The 15,847-nt window shown below is 73.7% G+C and carries 17 protein-coding genes; 7 read left to right on the forward strand and 10 right to left on the reverse strand.

Going from position 1 to position 15,847, the window contains the following annotated elements:
* The first annotated feature begins 112 nt into the window (after positions 1-112).
* Positions 113-772 (forward strand): DUF6218 family protein, encoded by a 660-nt coding sequence (locus tag ACWEPX_RS14890; RefSeq protein ID WP_451897698.1) that lies wholly within the window; start codon positions 113-115, stop codon positions 770-772.
* Here the strand turns inward: ACWEPX_RS14890 and ACWEPX_RS14895 are convergent.
* The 4 genes from ACWEPX_RS14895 to ACWEPX_RS14910 form a co-directional block, all read right to left on the reverse strand.
* Positions 769-1,446 (reverse strand): DedA family protein, encoded by a 678-nt coding sequence (locus tag ACWEPX_RS14895; protein WP_451897699.1) that lies wholly within the window; start codon positions 1,444-1,446, stop codon positions 769-771. The two genes, ACWEPX_RS14890 and ACWEPX_RS14895, sit on opposite strands and share 4 nt — an antisense overlap.
* A 117-nt stretch (positions 1,447-1,563) precedes the next feature.
* The gene (gene lipA / locus ACWEPX_RS14900) at positions 1,564-2,565 is read right to left on the reverse strand and encodes a lipoyl synthase (RefSeq protein ID WP_451897700.1); all 1,002 of its coding nucleotides are present in this window, start codon (positions 2,563-2,565) and stop codon (positions 1,564-1,566) included.
* Positions 2,566-2,602: 37 nt separating this feature from the next.
* Positions 2,603-3,553, reverse strand: a complete 951-nt coding sequence (locus ACWEPX_RS14905) for an oxidoreductase (RefSeq protein ID WP_451897701.1) — start codon at positions 3,551-3,553, stop codon at positions 2,603-2,605.
* Positions 3,554-3,580: 27 nt separating this feature from the next.
* Entirely contained in the window at positions 3,581-4,090 is a 510-nt protein-coding gene (locus ACWEPX_RS14910; protein ID WP_451897702.1) for a hypothetical protein, read from the reverse strand.
* Positions 4,091-4,206: 116 nt separating this feature from the next.
* Between ACWEPX_RS14910 and ACWEPX_RS14915 the strand changes: the two genes are divergently transcribed.
* From ACWEPX_RS14915 to ACWEPX_RS14925, 3 genes are all read left to right on the forward strand, one after another.
* The gene (locus ACWEPX_RS14915; RefSeq protein WP_451897803.1) at positions 4,207-4,806 is read left to right on the forward strand and encodes a TetR/AcrR family transcriptional regulator; all 600 of its coding nucleotides are present in this window, start codon (positions 4,207-4,209) and stop codon (positions 4,804-4,806) included.
* A gap of 115 nt (positions 4,807-4,921) precedes the next feature.
* Complete coding sequence (locus tag ACWEPX_RS14920; protein ID WP_451897703.1) at positions 4,922-5,059, forward strand: hypothetical protein; 138 nt, start codon at positions 4,922-4,924, stop codon at positions 5,057-5,059.
* A gap of 33 nt (positions 5,060-5,092) precedes the next feature.
* A complete protein-coding gene (locus ACWEPX_RS14925) occupies positions 5,093-5,830 on the forward strand; it encodes a hypothetical protein (RefSeq protein ID WP_451897704.1) in 738 nt (245 codons plus the stop codon).
* On the opposite strand, the gene lipB is transcribed toward ACWEPX_RS14925, so the two are convergent.
* The 5 genes from lipB to lpdA all read right to left on the reverse strand — a co-directional run bounded on the left by lipB (position 5,811) and on the right by lpdA (position 11,340).
* Complete coding sequence (gene lipB, locus ACWEPX_RS14930; RefSeq protein WP_451897705.1) at positions 5,811-6,542, reverse strand: lipoyl(octanoyl) transferase LipB; 732 nt, start codon at positions 6,540-6,542, stop codon at positions 5,811-5,813. The two genes, ACWEPX_RS14925 and lipB, sit on opposite strands and share 20 nt — an antisense overlap.
* A complete protein-coding gene (locus ACWEPX_RS14935; RefSeq protein ID WP_451897706.1) occupies positions 6,539-7,156 on the reverse strand; it encodes a phosphatase PAP2 family protein in 618 nt (205 codons plus the stop codon). The genes lipB and ACWEPX_RS14935 overlap by 4 nt, the downstream gene beginning before the upstream one ends.
* Positions 7,153-8,028, reverse strand: a complete 876-nt coding sequence (locus ACWEPX_RS14940) for a TIGR01777 family oxidoreductase (protein ID WP_451897707.1) — start codon at positions 8,026-8,028, stop codon at positions 7,153-7,155. Before ACWEPX_RS14940 ends, ACWEPX_RS14935 begins: the two co-directional genes overlap by 4 nt.
* Positions 8,029-8,126: 98 nt before the next feature.
* Positions 8,127-9,902 (reverse strand): 2-oxoglutarate dehydrogenase, E2 component, dihydrolipoamide succinyltransferase, encoded by a 1,776-nt coding sequence (sucB, locus tag ACWEPX_RS14945; RefSeq protein ID WP_451897708.1) that lies wholly within the window; start codon positions 9,900-9,902, stop codon positions 8,127-8,129.
* Between the two features lie 61 nt (positions 9,903-9,963).
* A complete protein-coding gene (gene lpdA, locus ACWEPX_RS14950) occupies positions 9,964-11,340 on the reverse strand; it encodes a dihydrolipoyl dehydrogenase (RefSeq protein WP_451897709.1) in 1,377 nt (458 codons plus the stop codon).
* Positions 11,341-11,532: 192 nt separating this feature from the next.
* Between lpdA and ACWEPX_RS14955 the strand changes: the two genes are divergently transcribed.
* Positions 11,533-11,868: an oxidoreductase gene (locus tag ACWEPX_RS14955; protein ID WP_451897710.1), complete on the forward strand. Its 336-nt coding sequence runs from the start codon at positions 11,533-11,535 to the stop codon at positions 11,866-11,868.
* Positions 11,869-11,891: 23 nt separating this feature from the next.
* Here the strand turns inward: ACWEPX_RS14955 and ACWEPX_RS14960 are convergent, their stop codons facing one another.
* Positions 11,892-13,385, reverse strand: a complete 1,494-nt coding sequence (locus ACWEPX_RS14960) for a leucyl aminopeptidase (protein ID WP_451897711.1) — start codon at positions 13,383-13,385, stop codon at positions 11,892-11,894.
* Between the two features lie 177 nt (positions 13,386-13,562).
* On the opposite strand from ACWEPX_RS14960, the gene ACWEPX_RS14965 reads away from it, so the two are divergent.
* Positions 13,563-14,675, forward strand: coding sequence for a hypothetical protein (locus ACWEPX_RS14965; protein ID WP_451897712.1), 1,113 nt, complete (start codon positions 13,563-13,565; stop codon positions 14,673-14,675).
* A gap of 73 nt (positions 14,676-14,748) precedes the next feature.
* A complete protein-coding gene (locus ACWEPX_RS14970) occupies positions 14,749-15,840 on the forward strand; it encodes a branched-chain amino acid aminotransferase (protein ID WP_451897713.1) in 1,092 nt (363 codons plus the stop codon).
* The last annotated feature ends 7 nt before the right edge of the window (positions 15,841-15,847 follow it).

The following is a 15,847-nucleotide window of genomic DNA, read 5'->3' on the forward strand; positions in this document are numbered from 1 at the left end:
GTCCCTGCTGTGGTGGTCCGGAGTTCGGGCTGGCGCCTGGGAGCCCTCTAGATGCGGCAGTGTCGGAGGGTGGGCATAGGGTCGCGGCGACGGTGAGAGTGGGGAGGTTGGGGTGAGCGAGGAGATCGGGCCGCTTGTTGCGCGGACCATCACCACCCGGGCGGTGGATGGGCGGACGATGGTCGGGCACGTCGTGCTCTGTCGGGATGATGAGTTCGTCGCGGTGTGGCAGGTGAGTGCGGATGGGTTGGCCACGGGGGCTTGGGTGGTGCCGGTGGCGGAGGCGTTCGGGGAGGCGGCGGGGTGGTTGGTGAGTTGCTGCGCGCAGCGGGCGGTTATCGATGTGGATACGCGGGATGCGGTGGGGACGTTGAACGAGTTGCGGGCGGCTGCCGGGGTGGGTGGGGCGCAGCCGCGGGTGGTGTCGCTTGTGGACGGGTTGGCGGAGATCAGCGCGATCCGCACGGCGTGTGCTGAGGCCGTTGCGGAGCGCAAGCAGGCCAAGGGGGTGGAGTGGCCGGTGGATCTGCCCGCTGCGGCCCCCACGGACCTCGATGGCTTCCGGGAGCTGGCCCGGCTGCCCCGACCCCGCGCCGACCGCGAGATCGCCGCTGAGGCGCTGCTGCGGTGCGCTCTGGTCGGGTGGGTCGTGCAGCGGTGGAAGGAGACGGTGACGGCCGTGCGCAGGCGCAGCTACCTGCAGGAGCTGGCCGTCCCAGCGCTGCTGCCGCCGCGCTGGGAGGCCGTGCTCTGCGACGCCTTCGCCGACTAGCGGACGCGCTCCAGGTCCTCGTCGCCGGGGGAGTCCGCGGCCAGGGCGGTCGCCGGGGCCGTGGCGTTCTTCTTGCGCTTGCGGACCAAGTGGACGATGACGAAGACCAGCACCGCGCCGCCGACGATGAAGGCGCCGCCGCGGCCCATGTGCTTCTCGATCTCCTTGGCGGCCTCGCCCAGGGCCGCGCCGATGGCGATGTGGACGGCCGACCAGCAGGCCGCGCCCGCGACCACCGCGGGCAGGAACTTGCGGTACGGCAGGCCCGACGTGCCCGCCGCCGCCGGGGTCAGCGTGCGCACCACCGGCAGGAAGCGGGCGAAGAACACCGCCCACGCCCCGCGCCTGCGCAGGATGCCCGTGGCCTTGTCCCAGCCGTCGACGCCGTACTTCTGGATGAGCTTGGTCTCCCGCAGCCGCGGCCCGAACCGCCTGCCGATGCCGTAGCCGATGGAGTCGCCCGTGCCCGCGCAGACGGTGACCACCGCCCACAGCACCAGGAAGCGCGCGGGCGTGTTCACCGTGGTCGCGGCGATGAGCAGACCGCCCTCGCCCGGCGCGATGAAGCCCAGGCCGACGGTGCACTCCGCCAGCACCAGGCCGCCGGTCGCGGCCACCAGCGCAGGCTGCGGCAGCGCCTGAAGCCATTCCAGGACGTCGGTCAGCAGAGCCACGAAACCCCCTTGAAGATCGCGGCTCCCCGCTGGCGCCGCCCGTGCAGTCTTTCGTTCAGAGGCAGCGTGTCATAACCGGGTTCCCCCTGAATCAACCCCGGAGATGACCCGGGCGTATCACTTCCGCAGTAGGGCCGAGATCTCCTGGCGCGCCTCGCCCGCCTCGGCGAGGTGGCGCAGGTTCTCCGGCACCTGGTCGCCGCGGTGGGCCACGGCCTGGGTGTAGAGCCTGCCCGCGCGGTACGACGAGCGCACCAGGGGACCGGCCATGACGCCCGCGTAGCCGATCGCCTCGGCGGTCTCCTTGTGGGTCAGGAACTCCTCGGGCTTCACCCAGCGCTCGACGGGGTGGTGGCGCACGCTCGGGCGCAGGTACTGGGTGATCGTGATGATCTCGCAGCCCGCGTCGTGCAGGTCGTGCAGCGCCTCGGTGACCTCGTCGGGGGTCTCGCCCATGCCCAGGATCAGGTTGGACTTGGTCACCAGGCCCTCGGCGCGGGCGCGGGTGATGACCTCGAGCGAGCGCTCGTACCGGAAGCCGGGGCGGATGCGCTTGAAGATCCGCGGCACGGTCTCGACGTTGTGCGCGAGCACCTCCGGCCGGGACGAGAACACCTCGGCGAGCTGGTCGGGCTCGGCGTTGAAGTCCGGGATCAGCAGCTCGACGCCGGTGCCCGGGTTGAGCGCGTGGATCTGGCGCACGGTCTCGGCGTAGAGCCAGGCGCCGCCGTCGGGCAGGTCGTCGCGGGCCACGCCGGTGACGGTGGAGTAGCGCAGGCCCATCGCCTGCACCGACTCGGCGACCCGGCGCGGCTCCTCGCGGTCGAACTCGGCGGGCTTGCCGGTGTCGATCTGGCAGAAGTCGCAGCGGCGGGTGCACTGGTCGCCGCCGATGAGGAAGGTGGCCTCGCGGTCCTCCCAGCACTCGTAGATGTTGGGGCAGCCCGCCTCCTCGCACACCGTGTGCAGGCCCTCGCGGCGGACGAGGCCCTTGAGCTCGCGGTACTCCGGGCCCATCTTCGCCCGGGTCTTGATCCACGAGGGCTTCTTCTCGATCGGCGTCTCGCTGTTGCGCACTTCCAGCCGCAGCAGCTTCCGACCCTCAGGCGTCACGGTCACGCCAGCCAGGCTACGCCGGGCCCGCACGTGAGCGGCATCACGCGGGGTCGGGATCGACGCCGGTCAGCTCGGCGGTCAGCGCCCAGAGGCGGCGGCCGAGGTCGGGGTTGCGGGCGGCGGCGCGCGGCCGCGACCGGCCCGGCCTGCCCCAGGCCCCTGCCAAGCCCTGCGGGCCGAAGTAGTCCCCGCCCGCGACGCCGGGGGCGGTGGCCGCGTAGAGCTGGGGGAGCGCGCCCCTGGCCACGGTCTGCGCGATGAGTCGGTTGCCTGATGAGACGATCGAGGTCAGCCGCTGGGCCAACGGGCCGGAGCCGCGCGAGCGGGCGGAGTTGGCGGCCAGCTCGCTGTCGGACAGGCCGGGGTGGGCGGCCACGCTCAGCACCGCCGACCCGGCCGCGCGCAGCCGCCGGTCCAGCTCGACCGCGAAGATCAGGTTCGCCAGCTTGGACGCGCTGTAGGCGCCCGCGGCGCGGTAGCGGCGGCGCTCCCAGTTCAGGTCGGACAGGTCCAGGCCGGGGCCGCGGTGCAGCAGGCTGGACACGGTGACCACGCGGCCGGTGATGGCGGGCATGAGCAGCCAGGTCAGCGCCGCGTGGCCCAGGTGGTTGGTGCCGATCTGGAGTTCGAAGCCGTCGACCGTGGCGCCCTTGGGCGGGGTCATGATCCCCGCGTTGTTCATCAGGATGTCGAGCCGGTCGCCGGTGCGCTCGCGGACCTCGGCGGCGGCCTTGCGCACCGACGCGAGGTCGGCGAGGTCGATGTGTAGCAGCTCGGCCGCGCCGTCGATGGTGGCCAGGGCGGCCTTGCCCTTCGCCAGCGAGCGGCAGCCCATGATCACGTGCGCGCCGCGGCCCGCGAGCACCTGCGCGCTGCGCAGGCCCAGCCCGGAGTTCGCCCCGGTGACCAGCACCGTCCGTCCGGTCAGGTCGGGGATGTCGGCTTCGCTCCACGCCATCGGCTCGCCCTTCTCCTGGTGACTGCGGCCCATGCTAGGGCGATCACCATGAGAACGGCCTCAGGCGCTGGCGACCAGCCTGCGCAGGAACTGCTCGACGCGGCCGCCGCGGTGGCGCTCGCGGCTCGGCGCGCTGCGGATCAGCGCCAGGTAGGCCGCGCCGACCCGGGCGACCTCGGCGGCGGGTTCGGCGGGCTCGGCCAGGCCCGCGGCGACGGCCAGCATCCGCTGCTCGCCCTCGATCGCGGGTGCGAGCACGGGCTCCTCGGCGTGGGCGTCGAGTACGCGGCGCAACACCGGGTGCTCGGCCGCGGTGGCCCGCCACGCCTGCGCGACGGCTTCGACCGGGTCGACGTCCGGGTCGCGCTCGGCCTCGGCCTGGGCCAGCCCCACGCGGCCGGTCAGGCGCACCGACCAGCGGTAGTGCAGGGCCAGCAGCACCTCGCCCCGGTCGGCGAACTCCGCCGCGGCCTGCGCGGGGAAGGGCAGCGGGCCCTCCGGGTCCTGCCGCGCCAGGTCCAGCACCGCGTCCAAGGCGTCCCGCCTGCGGTAGTAGTCCGTCCAGCTCATGGTCTCGTCCCCTCTGCGTGACCTGCGCCATACCGTGGGTTTGCGGCATACCGTCGGTATGGCACCGAACGTACCACGAGTACGTACCTGCGGTATGTCGTAATGTTGTGAAGGTGGTGACAGCGCAGTCGCGGAAGGCGGATTACAGCGAGTCGACCCGGCAGGCGCTGGTCGATTCCGCCGTCTCGCTGTTCACCGAGGGCGGCTACGCCGCGACGTCGCTGGACGCCGTGGCCCGCCGGGCGCGGGTGACCAAAGGCGCGCTCTACCACCACTTCAGCGGCAAGCAGGCGTTGTTCGAGGCCGCGTTCGACGCCGTGGAGGTCGCCGTGATGACCCGGCTCGGCGAGGTCGTGGCGGGCGGCCCCGACGGCGTCTGGGAGCGGGCGATCAACGGCGTGCAGGCGTACGTGCGGGTGTGCCTGGAACCGGCCTACCAGCGGATCGTCGTCCACGAAGGCCCGGTGGTGATGGGCTGGGAGCGCTGGCGGGCCGCCGAGGAGCACTTCAGCTTCGGCCTGGTGCGCGCGGTCCTGGAGTCGCTGATCGCCGCGGGCGAGATCGACGAGCTGCCGGTCGAGACGACCGCCCGCATCCTCTTCGGCGCGCTGTCGATGGGCGCGGCCATCATCGCGGGCGCCGACGACCCGGAGCGGGCGGTGGCCGAGGTGTCGACCACGGTCGTGCGCGTGCTGGAGGGCATGCGCAAGCGGTAACACCGGACGGCTTGATCGCGGTGTTCCGGGTGTGACTCCCGCACTGTCGGATCCGACGACCGCGCTCATCGTCCGCGGGGCGACCCATGTCCGAACGACCTCCGCTCTCCAGATCATGGCCACCGGGCTCCTGCTGGCCGCGATCTGGGGACAGTTCGTGGGCGGATCGCTCCCCCTGTGGCTCGCCCTCGTCGCCACCGCCGTGCTCGCCCTGTCGATCGCCTACATGGCGGCGAAGTGGAGCTCGCTGTGATGGGTCCGCGACCGCAGGCACCTCGGCGGGCAGGTGTGGCACCCGGTCCCGGCCGCGGTCCTGCGCCGGGGCGCGTGGGGCAGGCCGACCGTGCTCGACGTGGGCGTCCCGCTGGCGGTCCGGCTGCGGCCGGGGCACGAGGAGATCATCGCGCGCACCGGGCGGGCGTGGCTCATCACCGGGCCGCGGACCACCTGGCTGCGCGTCGACGGCTCCCACGCCGTGTTCGGCGGGCGGCGGACCCGCGCGGTGCCGGGGGCGGTCCACCCGGTCGACGACGACCCGTTCACGCCCGCGGTCCTCGACGGGCGGGCCTTGCGCCGGGCCACCGTGGCCCTGGTGGCCGCGGTGGCCGCCTGGTTGCCGTTCGTGCCCTTGGCGTCGGGCTGGCCCGTTGAGAACCTGCTTCGGAACCTGGTGATGATCGGGGTGATCGCCGCCGGGCTGGGACCGCTGGTGGTGGGCGCGCTCCCCGCCATGCGGGTCATGGGCAGGCCCGACCCGGATGGGTGGACCTGGGTCAGCGCGACCATGGCGCCGTGGACCGCCACCGGGGACGTGCCTGCCAAGACCAGAGGCGTGGCGACGCTGCCCGACGGCACGCGGTTGCGGGTTCGGTTGCCCGCCGCCACGGCTGACTTCCTCGGCACGGTGTGGGAGGCGGGCGGGTTCTGGGTGGCGGGCACGCCCGCGCCCGGGCGGGTGCTGGTCGCGGGCTTCCCGCACGCCCCGCTGGCCGCCCCCGTCCGGTTCAGCTCAAGGCGAAGGTGACCCCGGGGCTGGTCGGCTGCGCCCGCTCGACGACGTGCTCGCGGACCGGCAGCACCCCGTCGAGGGCGTCCAGCACCGCGGTCCGCGCCAGCGGCAGCACCTCCGCGACGGTCACCTGCCTGCCCAGCTCCGCGGTCAGCGAGGTGACGCCCGCGTCGCGGATGCCGCAGGGCACGATCCGGTCGAAGGCGGACAGGTCGGCGTCGCAGTTGATCTCGAAGCCGTGCAGGGTGACGCCGCGCTGCACGCGGATGCCGATGGCGGCGATCTTGCGCTCGGGGCGGTCGCCGTCGCCTGCCAGCCACACCCCGCTGCGGCCCTCGACGCGCCCGGTCGCCAGGCCGAACTCGGCGCAGACGCTGATCAGGGCCTCCTCGATGCGGCGCACGTACTGCACCACGTCGATCGGGTCGGACAGCTTGATGATCGGGTAGCCGACGAGCTGGCCGGGCCCGTGCCAGGTGATCTTGCCGCCGCGGTCGACGTCGATGACCGGGGTGCCGTCGGTGGGGCGGTCGGCGGGCTCGGTGCGCTTGCCCGCGGTGTAGACCGACGGGTGCTCCAGCAGCAGCAGGGTGTCCGGGCCGAGGTCGTCGGCGCGGGCGGTGGCGAGCTCGCGCTGGAGGTCCCAGGCGGGCAGGTACTCGATGACGCCGAGTTCGCGCACGGCCACCGGGTCGGTGGCGGCGCGGGCGGAGATGTGCGCGCTCACGTCCGCGACCCTACGCCCCCGCGGCGCACCGGCAGCAGGCCCAGCCCGGCGGCGGTCAGCAGGCCGATGCCGACCACGCCCAGCGTCGCGCCGAGCACGTCGGTCAGCCAGTGCACGTCCAGCACCATCCGGCACAGCGCGGCGACCACGACCGCGGCGACCGACCACCACAGCACCGCCCGCAGCCACCGCGCGGCCAGCCACGCGCACAGCACGACCAGCGTGAACGCCACCGAGGCCACCGACACGACATGCCCGCTGGGGAAGCTGAAGTCCGGGTAGTCCCGCGGCCGCGCCCGCTCGAACACCGGCTTGACCAGCGAGATCGTCCGGCACACCGCCAGCAGGACCGCGGCGCGCAGCAGCAGCCCGCGCACCCGCGGGTCGCGCCGCCGCACCCACGCGCCCAGCAGCAGGGCCAGCCCCAGCAGCACGGGCAGGACGGGGCCGAGCACCGCGCTGCCGACGAACGCGACGTCGCCCGCGGTGGCCTCCCAGCCGCCGCCCAGCGACTCGGCCGCCACCCGGTCCACGGTGGGCACGGTGTCGGAGACCGTCATGCCCAGCACGAGGAACGCGATCAGCAGCAGACCGCCCGCGCCGACCAGCGTCATCGGCCCTCGGTGGCCGCGAGCGCGTCCCGCACGGTCGGGTGGGCGAACGCGAAGCCGTTGTCCAGCAGCACCTTCGGCACCACGCGCTGGTCGCGCAGGAGGTCGTCGGCCAGCTCGCCCATCGCCAGCCGCAGCGCGGCCTTCGGCACGGCGAACGGGGCCGGGCGGTGGCGGGCCGCGCCGAGGGCCTTGGTGAACTCGGTGTTCGTCGCGGGGGTCGGCCCGGCCAGGTTGACCGGCCCGGCGATGTCCGAGCGCAGCAGGAGCAGCATCGCGGCGAGCAGGTCGTCCAGGTGGATCCACGGCATGTGCTGGCGCCCGCTGCCCAGCCGCCCGCCGAGGCCCACGGCGAACAGCGGGCGCAGCGGCCCCAGCATGCCGCCGTGCTCGGCCAGCACGGGCGCGGTCCGCATGAGCACCACGCGCGCCGGAGCCGCTGCCGCCGCGGCGTGCTCCCACTGCTCGCACAGCGCCGCGGCGAAGCCCCGGCCGCGCGGGCTGCCCTCGTCGACCGGGCCGCCGGTGTCGCCGTAGTAGCCGGTGGCCGACTGGTTGAGCAGGACGGGCACGCCGTGCTCGGCGACCGCGGCCGCCAGCACCTCGGTCGGCTCGACCCGGCTGTCGACCAGCACCTGCTTGCGCGCCCCCGTCCAGCGCCGCGTCCACAGCGGCGCCCCGCACAGGTTGACCACCGCGTCCGCGCCGTCGAGCGCGCCCGCGTCGATGCGGCCCGCGGGCGGGTCCCAGCCGCGCTCGTCGGCCGCGCGCGGGGCGTGGCGCACCAGCCGCACCACCTCGTCGCCCTCGCGGCGCAGCCGGGCGACCAGGGCGGTGCCGATGAAGCCGGACGACCCGGCGACCACTACGCGCATACCGTGATCGTCCCTGACGCCCGGGCCCGCCGCAGGACCGGGGCGAACGCGCGACGGGCCGCCCCCGCGCGTGGGGGCGGCCCGTCCGCGATCGTGCCCTACAGGCCCAGGTCGGCCTCGAAGGCGCCCTCTTCCAGGCGGTTCTTCACCGTGGTGAGGAACCGGCCCGCGTCGGCGCCGTCGACCAGGCGGTGGTCGTAGGTCAGCGCCAGGTAGACCATCGAGCGGATGGCGATGCTGTCGTCGCCGTTCTCGTCGGTCACCACGACCGGGCGCTTGACGACCAGGCCGACGCCCAGGATGCCGACCTGCGGCACCGGGATGATCGGCGTGTCGAACAGCGCGCCCTGGCTGCCCAGGTTGGTCAGCGTGAACGTCGCGCCGAAGAGCTCGTCCGGGGTCACCTTGTTGGCGCGGGTGCGCTCGGCGAGGTCGGCGATCTTGTGCGCCAGCCCGGCCAGGTTGAGGTCACCGGCGTTGTGCAGCGCCGGGGTGAGCAGGCCGCGCTCGGTGTCCACGGCGATGCCCAGGTGCTCGGCGGCGTGGTAGGTGACTTCCTTGGTCTCGTCGTTGATCGAGGCGTTGAGCTTCGGGTGCTGCTTGAGCGCCTCGACCGCGGCCTTGGCGAAGAACGGCAGGAACGTCAGCTTGACGCCCTCGCGCTGCTCGAACGCCGCCTTCGACCGCGCCCGCAGCTTGGCCACTTTGGTGATGTCCACCTCGACGACCTGGGTGAGCTGCGCGGCGGTCTGCAGCGACTCGACCATGCGCCGGGAGACGGTCTGGCGCAGCCGCGACATCTTCTGCGTCGTGCCGCGCAGCGTGGTGTCGACCTGCACCGGGCGGCTCGGGGCCGACGGCGCGCGGGTCGCGGCGGCGGGGGCCGCGGGCTCGGGCTGGGGCGCCTTGGCGGCCTCGGCCGCGGCGAGCACGTCCTGCTTGCGGATGCGCCCGCCGATGCCGGAGCCGCGCACGGTCGCCAGGTCGACGCCGTGCTCGGCGGCCAGCTTGCGCACCAGCGGGGTCACGTACGGGGTGCTGTCGCCCTGCGCGGGCGCGGCCTGCTGGGGCGCCTCGGCCTTCGGGGCCTCGGCCTTCGGCGCGGGCTGGGGGGCCTCCTGGCGCGGGGCCGCCTGCGCGGGGGCCTCCTGCTTCGGCGCCTCCTGCTGGGGGGCCGCCTGCTGGGGGGCCTCCTGCTTGGGCGCTTCCTGCTGGGGAGCCTCGGGCTTGGGGGCCTCCGGCGCGGGCTGGGCCGCGGCCGAGCTGTCGCCGATCACGCCGAGCTTGCCGCCGACCTCGACGGTGGCGTCCTCGCCCGCGGTGATCTCCAGCAGCGTGCCCGCCACCGGCGAGGGGATCTCGGTGTCGACCTTGTCGGTGGACACCTCCAGCAGCGGCTCGTCCACCTCGACGGACTCGCCGACCTGCTTGAGCCAGCGGGTCACGGTGCCCTCGGTGACGCTCTCGCCCAGCGCGGGCATGGTCACGTCGGTGCCCTTGCCGCCGCCCTTCGGCGCGTCGGCCGAGGGCTGCGGGGCGGGCTCATCGGCCAGCTCCGACGGCTGCTGCCCGGTCGCCTCCTGCGGCCCGGGCGCGGACTCGACGTCGCCGCCGGATGCGGGGGCCGCCTCCCCGGAACCATCGCCGATCACCGCGAGCTGCCCGCCCACGGCCACGGTCTCGTCCTCCTGCGCCACGATCTTCTGCAGCACCCCGGCCGCGGGAGAGGGGATCTCGGTGTCGACCTTGTCGGTGGACACCTCCAGCAGCGGCTCGTCGACGGCGACGGTGTCGCCCTCCTGCTTGAGCCACCGCGTGACGGTGCCTTCGGTCACGCTCTCGCCAAGCGCGGGCATCTCTACGGAGAACGCCATGGTTTCCAGGACTCCTCGGACTTGCTGGGGCTGACGGGTCGGTTGGGGGACTGACCTGCGGTCAGCCGTGCACGTGCAGTGGCTTGCCAGCGAGGGCGAGGAACGCCTCGCCCAGGGCCTCGTTCTGCGTCGGGTGGGCATGCACCAGCGGCGCGACGTCCTCGGGGAAGGCCTCCCAGTTGTAGATCAGCTGGGCCTCGCCGATCAGCTCGCCGACCCGCTCGCCGACCATGGTGATCCCGACGACCGGGCCGTTGGGCTCGCGGACGAGCTTCACCCCGCCGGAGGTCTTGAGGATCTGGCTCTTGCCGTTGCCCGACAGCGCGTACACCAGCGTCTCCGCGCCGCCGAACTTCTCCTTGGCCTGCGCCTCGGTCAGCCCGACGGAGGCGACCTCGGGGTTGCAGTAGGTGACCCGCGGGATGCCCGCCTCGTCGATCGGCTTGGGGTTCTGCCCGGCGATCTCCTCGGCGACGAAGATGCCCTGCTGGAAGCCGCGGTGGGCCAGCTGCAGGCCCGCCACCAGGTCGCCGACGGCGTAGACGCCGGGCAGGTTGGTGCGCAGGCGCTCGTCGGTGACGACGAAGCCGCGCTCCAGCGCCACGCCCGCCTCCTCGTAGCCGTGGCCCGCGCTGTTGGGGCCGCGGCCGACGGCGACCAGCAGCAGGTCGGCCTCCAGCGTCTCGCCGGACTCCAGCGAGACGCTGACGCCGGTCTCGTGCTGGGTGGCCCCGGTGAACCGCACGCCGGTCTTGAAGGCGATCTTGCGCTTGCGGAAGGCGCGCTCGAGCTGCTTGGAGGCCCACTCGTCCTCGGCGGGCACCAGGCGCGGCAGCGCCTCGACCACGGTGACCTCGGCCCCGAAGGAGCGCCACACGCTGGCGAACTCCACGCCGATGACGCCGCCGCCGAGCACGACGACCTTCTCCGGGATGAAGTCGAGGTTGAGCGCCTGGTCGCTGGTGACGATCCGGCCGCCGATCTCCAGGCCGGGCAGCGTGCGCGCGTAGGAGCCGGTGGCCAGCACGACGTTCTTGCCGGTGTAGCGCTTGCCGTCCACCTCGACGGCGTTGGGCGCGACGAAGGTGCCCGCGCCCTCGACGAAGTGGACCTTGTTGGCCTTCACCAGGCCCTGGAGTCCCTTGTAGAGCCCCGCGACGATCTTGTCCTTGTAGGAGTTCACGCCCGCGATGTCGATGCCCTCCAGCGAGGACTTCACGCCGAACTGGTCGCCCTCCCGGGCGAGGTCGGCGACCTCGGCGGCGTGCAGCAGGGCCTTGGTGGGGATGCAGCCGCGGTGCAGGCACGTCCCGCCCACCTTGTCCTTCTCCACCAGGATCACCGACAGGCCGAGCTCCGCGGCGCGGAAGGCGCACGCATAGCCGCCCGATCCGCCACCGAGGATCACCAGGTCGGCTGCGGCGGGGGTGTCAGTCACGGGTTCTCCTCGACGAGCGACTACGTGGTCCAGGCCGCCCGACGTGGTCAACGGGCGAGCCACCAGCGCTATCTTTCCACTTCGCGGGGGTGGCCTGCGAGGTGGCCGGGGTGTCGCGGACCACGATCGGGTTACCCGCGGGTACCGCTGGAACAATGGGACGAAACGGCGCAATCGGCGGAGGGGATCGACGTGGGCCTTTTCGACAGGATGCGGGGCAGGCGCGGCAAGGGCAGGCCCGGCACGCTGCGCCAGGCCAGCAAGCAGGACACCTCGCACCTGGAGGAGTGGGCGGCCAGCCGCACCGGGGTCGAGGCGTACGTCGAGCCCCGCACGAACGTCACCGACACCACCGTCGTGCTGGTCGCGCACGACGGCGAGTGGACGCGGCGGCGCATCGCCGACTTCGACGCGGCGCTGGAGTTCGGGCGCAAGCGGCAGATCCCGGTCTACGAGGTGGCCAGGGTCGGCTACCCCAAGCGCATGCGGGAGTACATGGCGCGCCAGAAGCGCGAAGGCCGGGGCTAGCCAGCCCCGGCCTTCTGCGCTGATCAGCCGTTGGCTGCGATGTCGGCCAGCACCGCGGCCAGCGTGCGCACCGGCACGCCGGTGCCGCCGCGGCTGGTGTAGCCCCACGGGCCGCCCTCGTTGAAGGCCGGGCCCGCGATGTCGATGTGCGCCCACTGCACGCCCTCGGCGACGAACTCGCCGAGGAACACGCCCGCGGCCAGCATGCCGCCCCAGCGGTGGCCCGCGACGTTGGCCAGGTCGGCCAGCCGGGAGTCCAGGTCGGCGCGCAGCTCCTCGGGCAGCGGCATGGCCCAGGCGTTCTCGCCGACCGCGCGGCCCAGCTCGGCCACCCGGTCGCGGAACTCCGGGGAGCCCATGACGCCGGAGGTGCGCTTGCCGAGCGCGACGATCTGCGCGCCGGTCAGCGTGGAGGTCTCGATCAGGTAGTCCGGGTCGTCCTCGCAGGCGCGGACGATGGCGTCGGCCAGGATCAGCCTGCCCTCGGCGTCGGTGTTGAGCACCTCGACGGTCTTGCCGCCGTACATGGTCAGCACGTCGCCGGGGCGGTAGGCGTCGCCGGAGGGCATGTTCTCCGCCATCGGGACGGTCGCGGTGACCTCCAGCGGGTACTTCAGCTTCGCCGCCAGCACGACGGTCGCCACGACCGCGGCCGCGCCGCTCATGTCCGAGGTCATCTGGTCCATCGACGCGGCGGGCTTGATCGAGATGCCGCCGGTGTCGAAGGTGATGCCCTTGCCGATCAGCGCGACCTTGGCCTTGGGGCGCGTGCCCTTCCAGGTCAGCCGGACCAGGCGCGGGAGGCGGGCCGAGCCGCCGCCGACGCCGATGATCCCGCCGAAGCCGCCCTTGCGCAGCGCCTTGTCGTCGAGCACCTCGACGGTCAGGCCCGCGGCGCGGCCGAGGGCGGCGGCGCGCTCGGCGAAGGTGGCCGGGTAGAGGTCGTTCGGCGGGGTGTTGATGAAGTCGCGGGTGGTCGCCACGGCCTCGGCGATGGCGGTGGCGGCCTTGAGGGTGGCCTTGTGCTCCTTGGCCGAGCCCGCCTCGGGGGCGATGAAGTCGACCTTGGCGGTGGCGGGCTTCTTGTCCGGCTCGGACTTGTAGGCGGTGAAGGTGTACGCGCCGAGCGCGGCGCCCTCCACGGCGGCCTGGAGGTCCAGAGTGGACAGCAGGCTGGCCACCTTGGCGGTGCCTGCCAGGGAGCGGGCCGCAGCGCCCGCCGCGCGGCGGACCTGCTCGCCGCTGATGCCCTCGTCGGCCGAGCCGAGGCCGGACGCGACGAGCACGGTCGCCTTGATCTTGCCGAGCGAGGGCAGCTTGACGACCTCGTCGGCCTTGCCGGTGGCGCCGAGCGCGGCCAGCGTCTCGGCGAGCGTGCCCCCGAAGGCGGCGTCGACGGCCTCGGCGCCGGGCTGCAGGGCCACACCGGCTTCGGTGCGGACGGTGCCGATGACGAGCGCGTCGGCGGCGGCCTCCACCGCGGGCGCGGTGGCCAGGGCCAGCTTGGGGGCGGTCACTGTTGAGCTCCTAGTGGTTCGCTGTCCGCCGCGGCCTCGTGGGTCCGGCGAGATGTGGACGCATGCTAACGACTTGCGTTGACCTTTCAACCGGAAGTCGGCTGGAGAAACACCCGGGTGTCTGGCACGGTTGTGCCCGTGACAGAAGTGGGACAGGCAACGGGCACCACCTCGGTTATGGTGCCAGGTTTCCTGCTCGGCGCTCTGGCGGCGGGCGCGCTGGCCGCCTCCGGCGCGGTGGCCGAGGCGGGCGCGCTGGCGCTGGCCGGGCTCGCGCTCACCGCCGTGGCCGCGGGGCTGACCGCCCTGTCCCTGGTGGACCTCACCGCCCTGCACGGCCCGATGAGCGGATACGCGCATGTCAGCGCCACCCGCGGGCCGTGGGCGGCGCGCCTGGCCGGGGTGCTCGGCATCACCGGGCGGGTGGTCGCCGCAGGCGCGCTGGCCGCTTTCGCCGGTCCCGCAGTGCTTCCGTCGGCTCCGCGCGCGGTGTCGGTGGTGATCGTGATGGCCGCGGGCGCGCTGGTGGTCGCCCGGGTTCGCCCGCCTGCGTGGTCACTCTATGTGGCGATCGTCACAGTCGGCCTCGTCGTGGCGGCGTGCCTCATGATCACCCCGGTGGCGCAAGCCGGGGTGGCCGCCGAGGTCGCCGGGACCGACGACTGGCGCGGGATCGCCTCGGCGGCGGGCCTGCTGTTCCTGGGGTTCGCCGGGCTCGAACGGCTGCCGCGGGCGGGCCTGGGCCGGTCGCTCGCCGTGGTCGGGGCGGGCGTGGCGGTGGTGGGCGTCGTCGTGTTCGCGCTGCTGCGCCAGCTCGGCGGGCCGCGGATGGCGGTCTCGCCCGCGCCGCTGCGCGACGCGCTGGCCGCCGCCGACGGCGCCGCGCTGTCGCCGCTGCTGGTGGTCGGCGTCGCGGCGCTGGCGGTGCTGGCCGTGCGGCCGCTGCTGGCCGACGCGGCGCGCACCCTCGACGAGATGCCCGAGCTGCCGTCCCGGGCGGTCGTGGCCGTGGTGGCGGGCGCGGCGCTGGTGGCGCTGGTCCTGCCCCTCGGGTTCGCGGTGGCGCTGGCGGTGACCCTGTTGCTGGGCTACTACGCGATGGTCAACTCCGCCGCGCGGCACCTGGTGCGGTCCGAACGGGCGACGTGGATGCGGTCGGGGTGCTGCGGGCTGGCGCTGTGCGTCGTGCTGTCGGTGAACGTGTCCGTGCCCGCCCTTTTGGTCGGGGCCGGGGTGCTGGGCGCGGGGACGCTCGGCTGCTGGCTGTCATCCCGACGTCACAGAGGGTGACTGTTCGATAGTTGGACGTCCGATCCTCGGGATGCCGATTTCCCCAGGCGGAACGGGGGGATACCGTTCTCCCATGACGCCATTCACCATCACCCCGAACCCCAGGCCGGCGACCCCGGAGCGGGTTGCGGAGGTATTGGCGAAGCCGGGGTTCGGCGCGCACTTCACCGACCACATGGTGACGATCCGCCACAACACCGCCCAGGGTTGGCACGACGCCCGCGTCGAGCCCTTCGCCCCGATCGCGCTCGACCCGTCCGCGATGGTGCTGCACTACGGGCAGGCCATCTTCGAGGGGCTCAAGGCGTACCACCAGCCCGACGGCTCCATCGCCGCGTTCCGCCCGGAGGCCAACGCGGCCCGCTTCCGCGCCTCCGCCCGCCGCATCGCGATGCCCGAGCTGCCCGACGAGCTGTTCCTGCAGTCGCTGCGCGAGCTGGTGTCCATCGACCGCCGCTGGGTGCCGACGCAGCCGGAGGAGTCGCTGTACCTGCGGCCGTTCATGATCTCCACCGAGGCCGGGCTCGGCGTGCGGCCCGCGGCGGAGTACCTGTACCTGTGCATCGCCTCGCCCGCGGGGTCCTACTTCGCCAGCGGGGTCAAGCCGGTGACGGTGTGGCTGTCGGCGGAGTACGTGCGCGCGGCCCCCGGCGGCACCGGCGCGGCCAAGTTCGCGGGCAACTACGCCGCCTCGCTGGCCGCCCAGGCCGAGGCCGCCGCGCAGGGCTGCGACCAGGTCGTCTGGCTCGACGCGGTGGAGCGCCGCTGGGTCGAGGAGATGGGCGGGATGAACCTGTTCTTCGTCATGGGCTCCGGCGCAGACGCGCGGGTGGTCACCCCCGAGCTGTCCGGCGCGCTGCTGCCCGGCGTCACCCGCGACTCGCTGCTGGCCCTGGCCAAGGACCTCGGCTACGGCGTCGAGGAGCGGCGGATCTCCACCGACGAGTGGGAGAAGAAGGCCGAGTCCGGCGAGCTGACCGAGGTCTTCGCCTGCGGCACCGCCGCGGTCGTCACCCCGGTCGGGCACGTCAAGCACGCGGGCGGCGAGTTCACCGTCGCCGACGGCGGCACCGGCCCGGTGACCAGCCAGCTGCGGCAGAGCCTGGTCGGCCTCCAGCGCGGCGACGTGGCCGACACCCGCGGGTGGATGACCACGCTCGTGTGATTCCCCC

It is taken from the genome of Actinokineospora sp. NPDC004072 (assembly GCF_053604195.1).

Excerpts from the sequence above, each read along its gene's own strand:
- ACWEPX_RS14905 (WP_451897701.1), bottom strand. The coding sequence starts at position 3,553 with ATGGGCCGCAGTCACCAGGAGAAGGGCGAGCCGATGGCGTGGAGCGAA.
- ACWEPX_RS14910 (WP_451897702.1), bottom strand. The coding sequence starts at position 4,090 with ATGAGCTGGACGGACTACTACCGCAGGCGGGACGCCTTGGACGCGGTG.
- ACWEPX_RS14920 (WP_451897703.1), top strand. The coding sequence starts at position 4,922 with ATGGCCACCGGGCTCCTGCTGGCCGCGATCTGGGGACAGTTCGTGGGC.
- ACWEPX_RS14935 (WP_451897706.1), bottom strand. The coding sequence starts at position 7,156 with ATGACGCTGGTCGGCGCGGGCGGTCTGCTGCTGATCGCGTTCCTCGTG.
- ACWEPX_RS14940 (WP_451897707.1), bottom strand. The coding sequence starts at position 8,028 with ATGCGCGTAGTGGTCGCCGGGTCGTCCGGCTTCATCGGCACCGCCCTG.
- sucB (WP_451897708.1), bottom strand. The coding sequence starts at position 9,902 with ATGGCGTTCTCCGTAGAGATGCCCGCGCTTGGCGAGAGCGTGACCGAA.
- ACWEPX_RS14965 (WP_451897712.1), top strand. The coding sequence starts at position 13,563 with ATGGTGCCAGGTTTCCTGCTCGGCGCTCTGGCGGCGGGCGCGCTGGCC.
- ACWEPX_RS14970 (WP_451897713.1), top strand. The coding sequence starts at position 14,749 with ATGACGCCATTCACCATCACCCCGAACCCCAGGCCGGCGACCCCGGAG.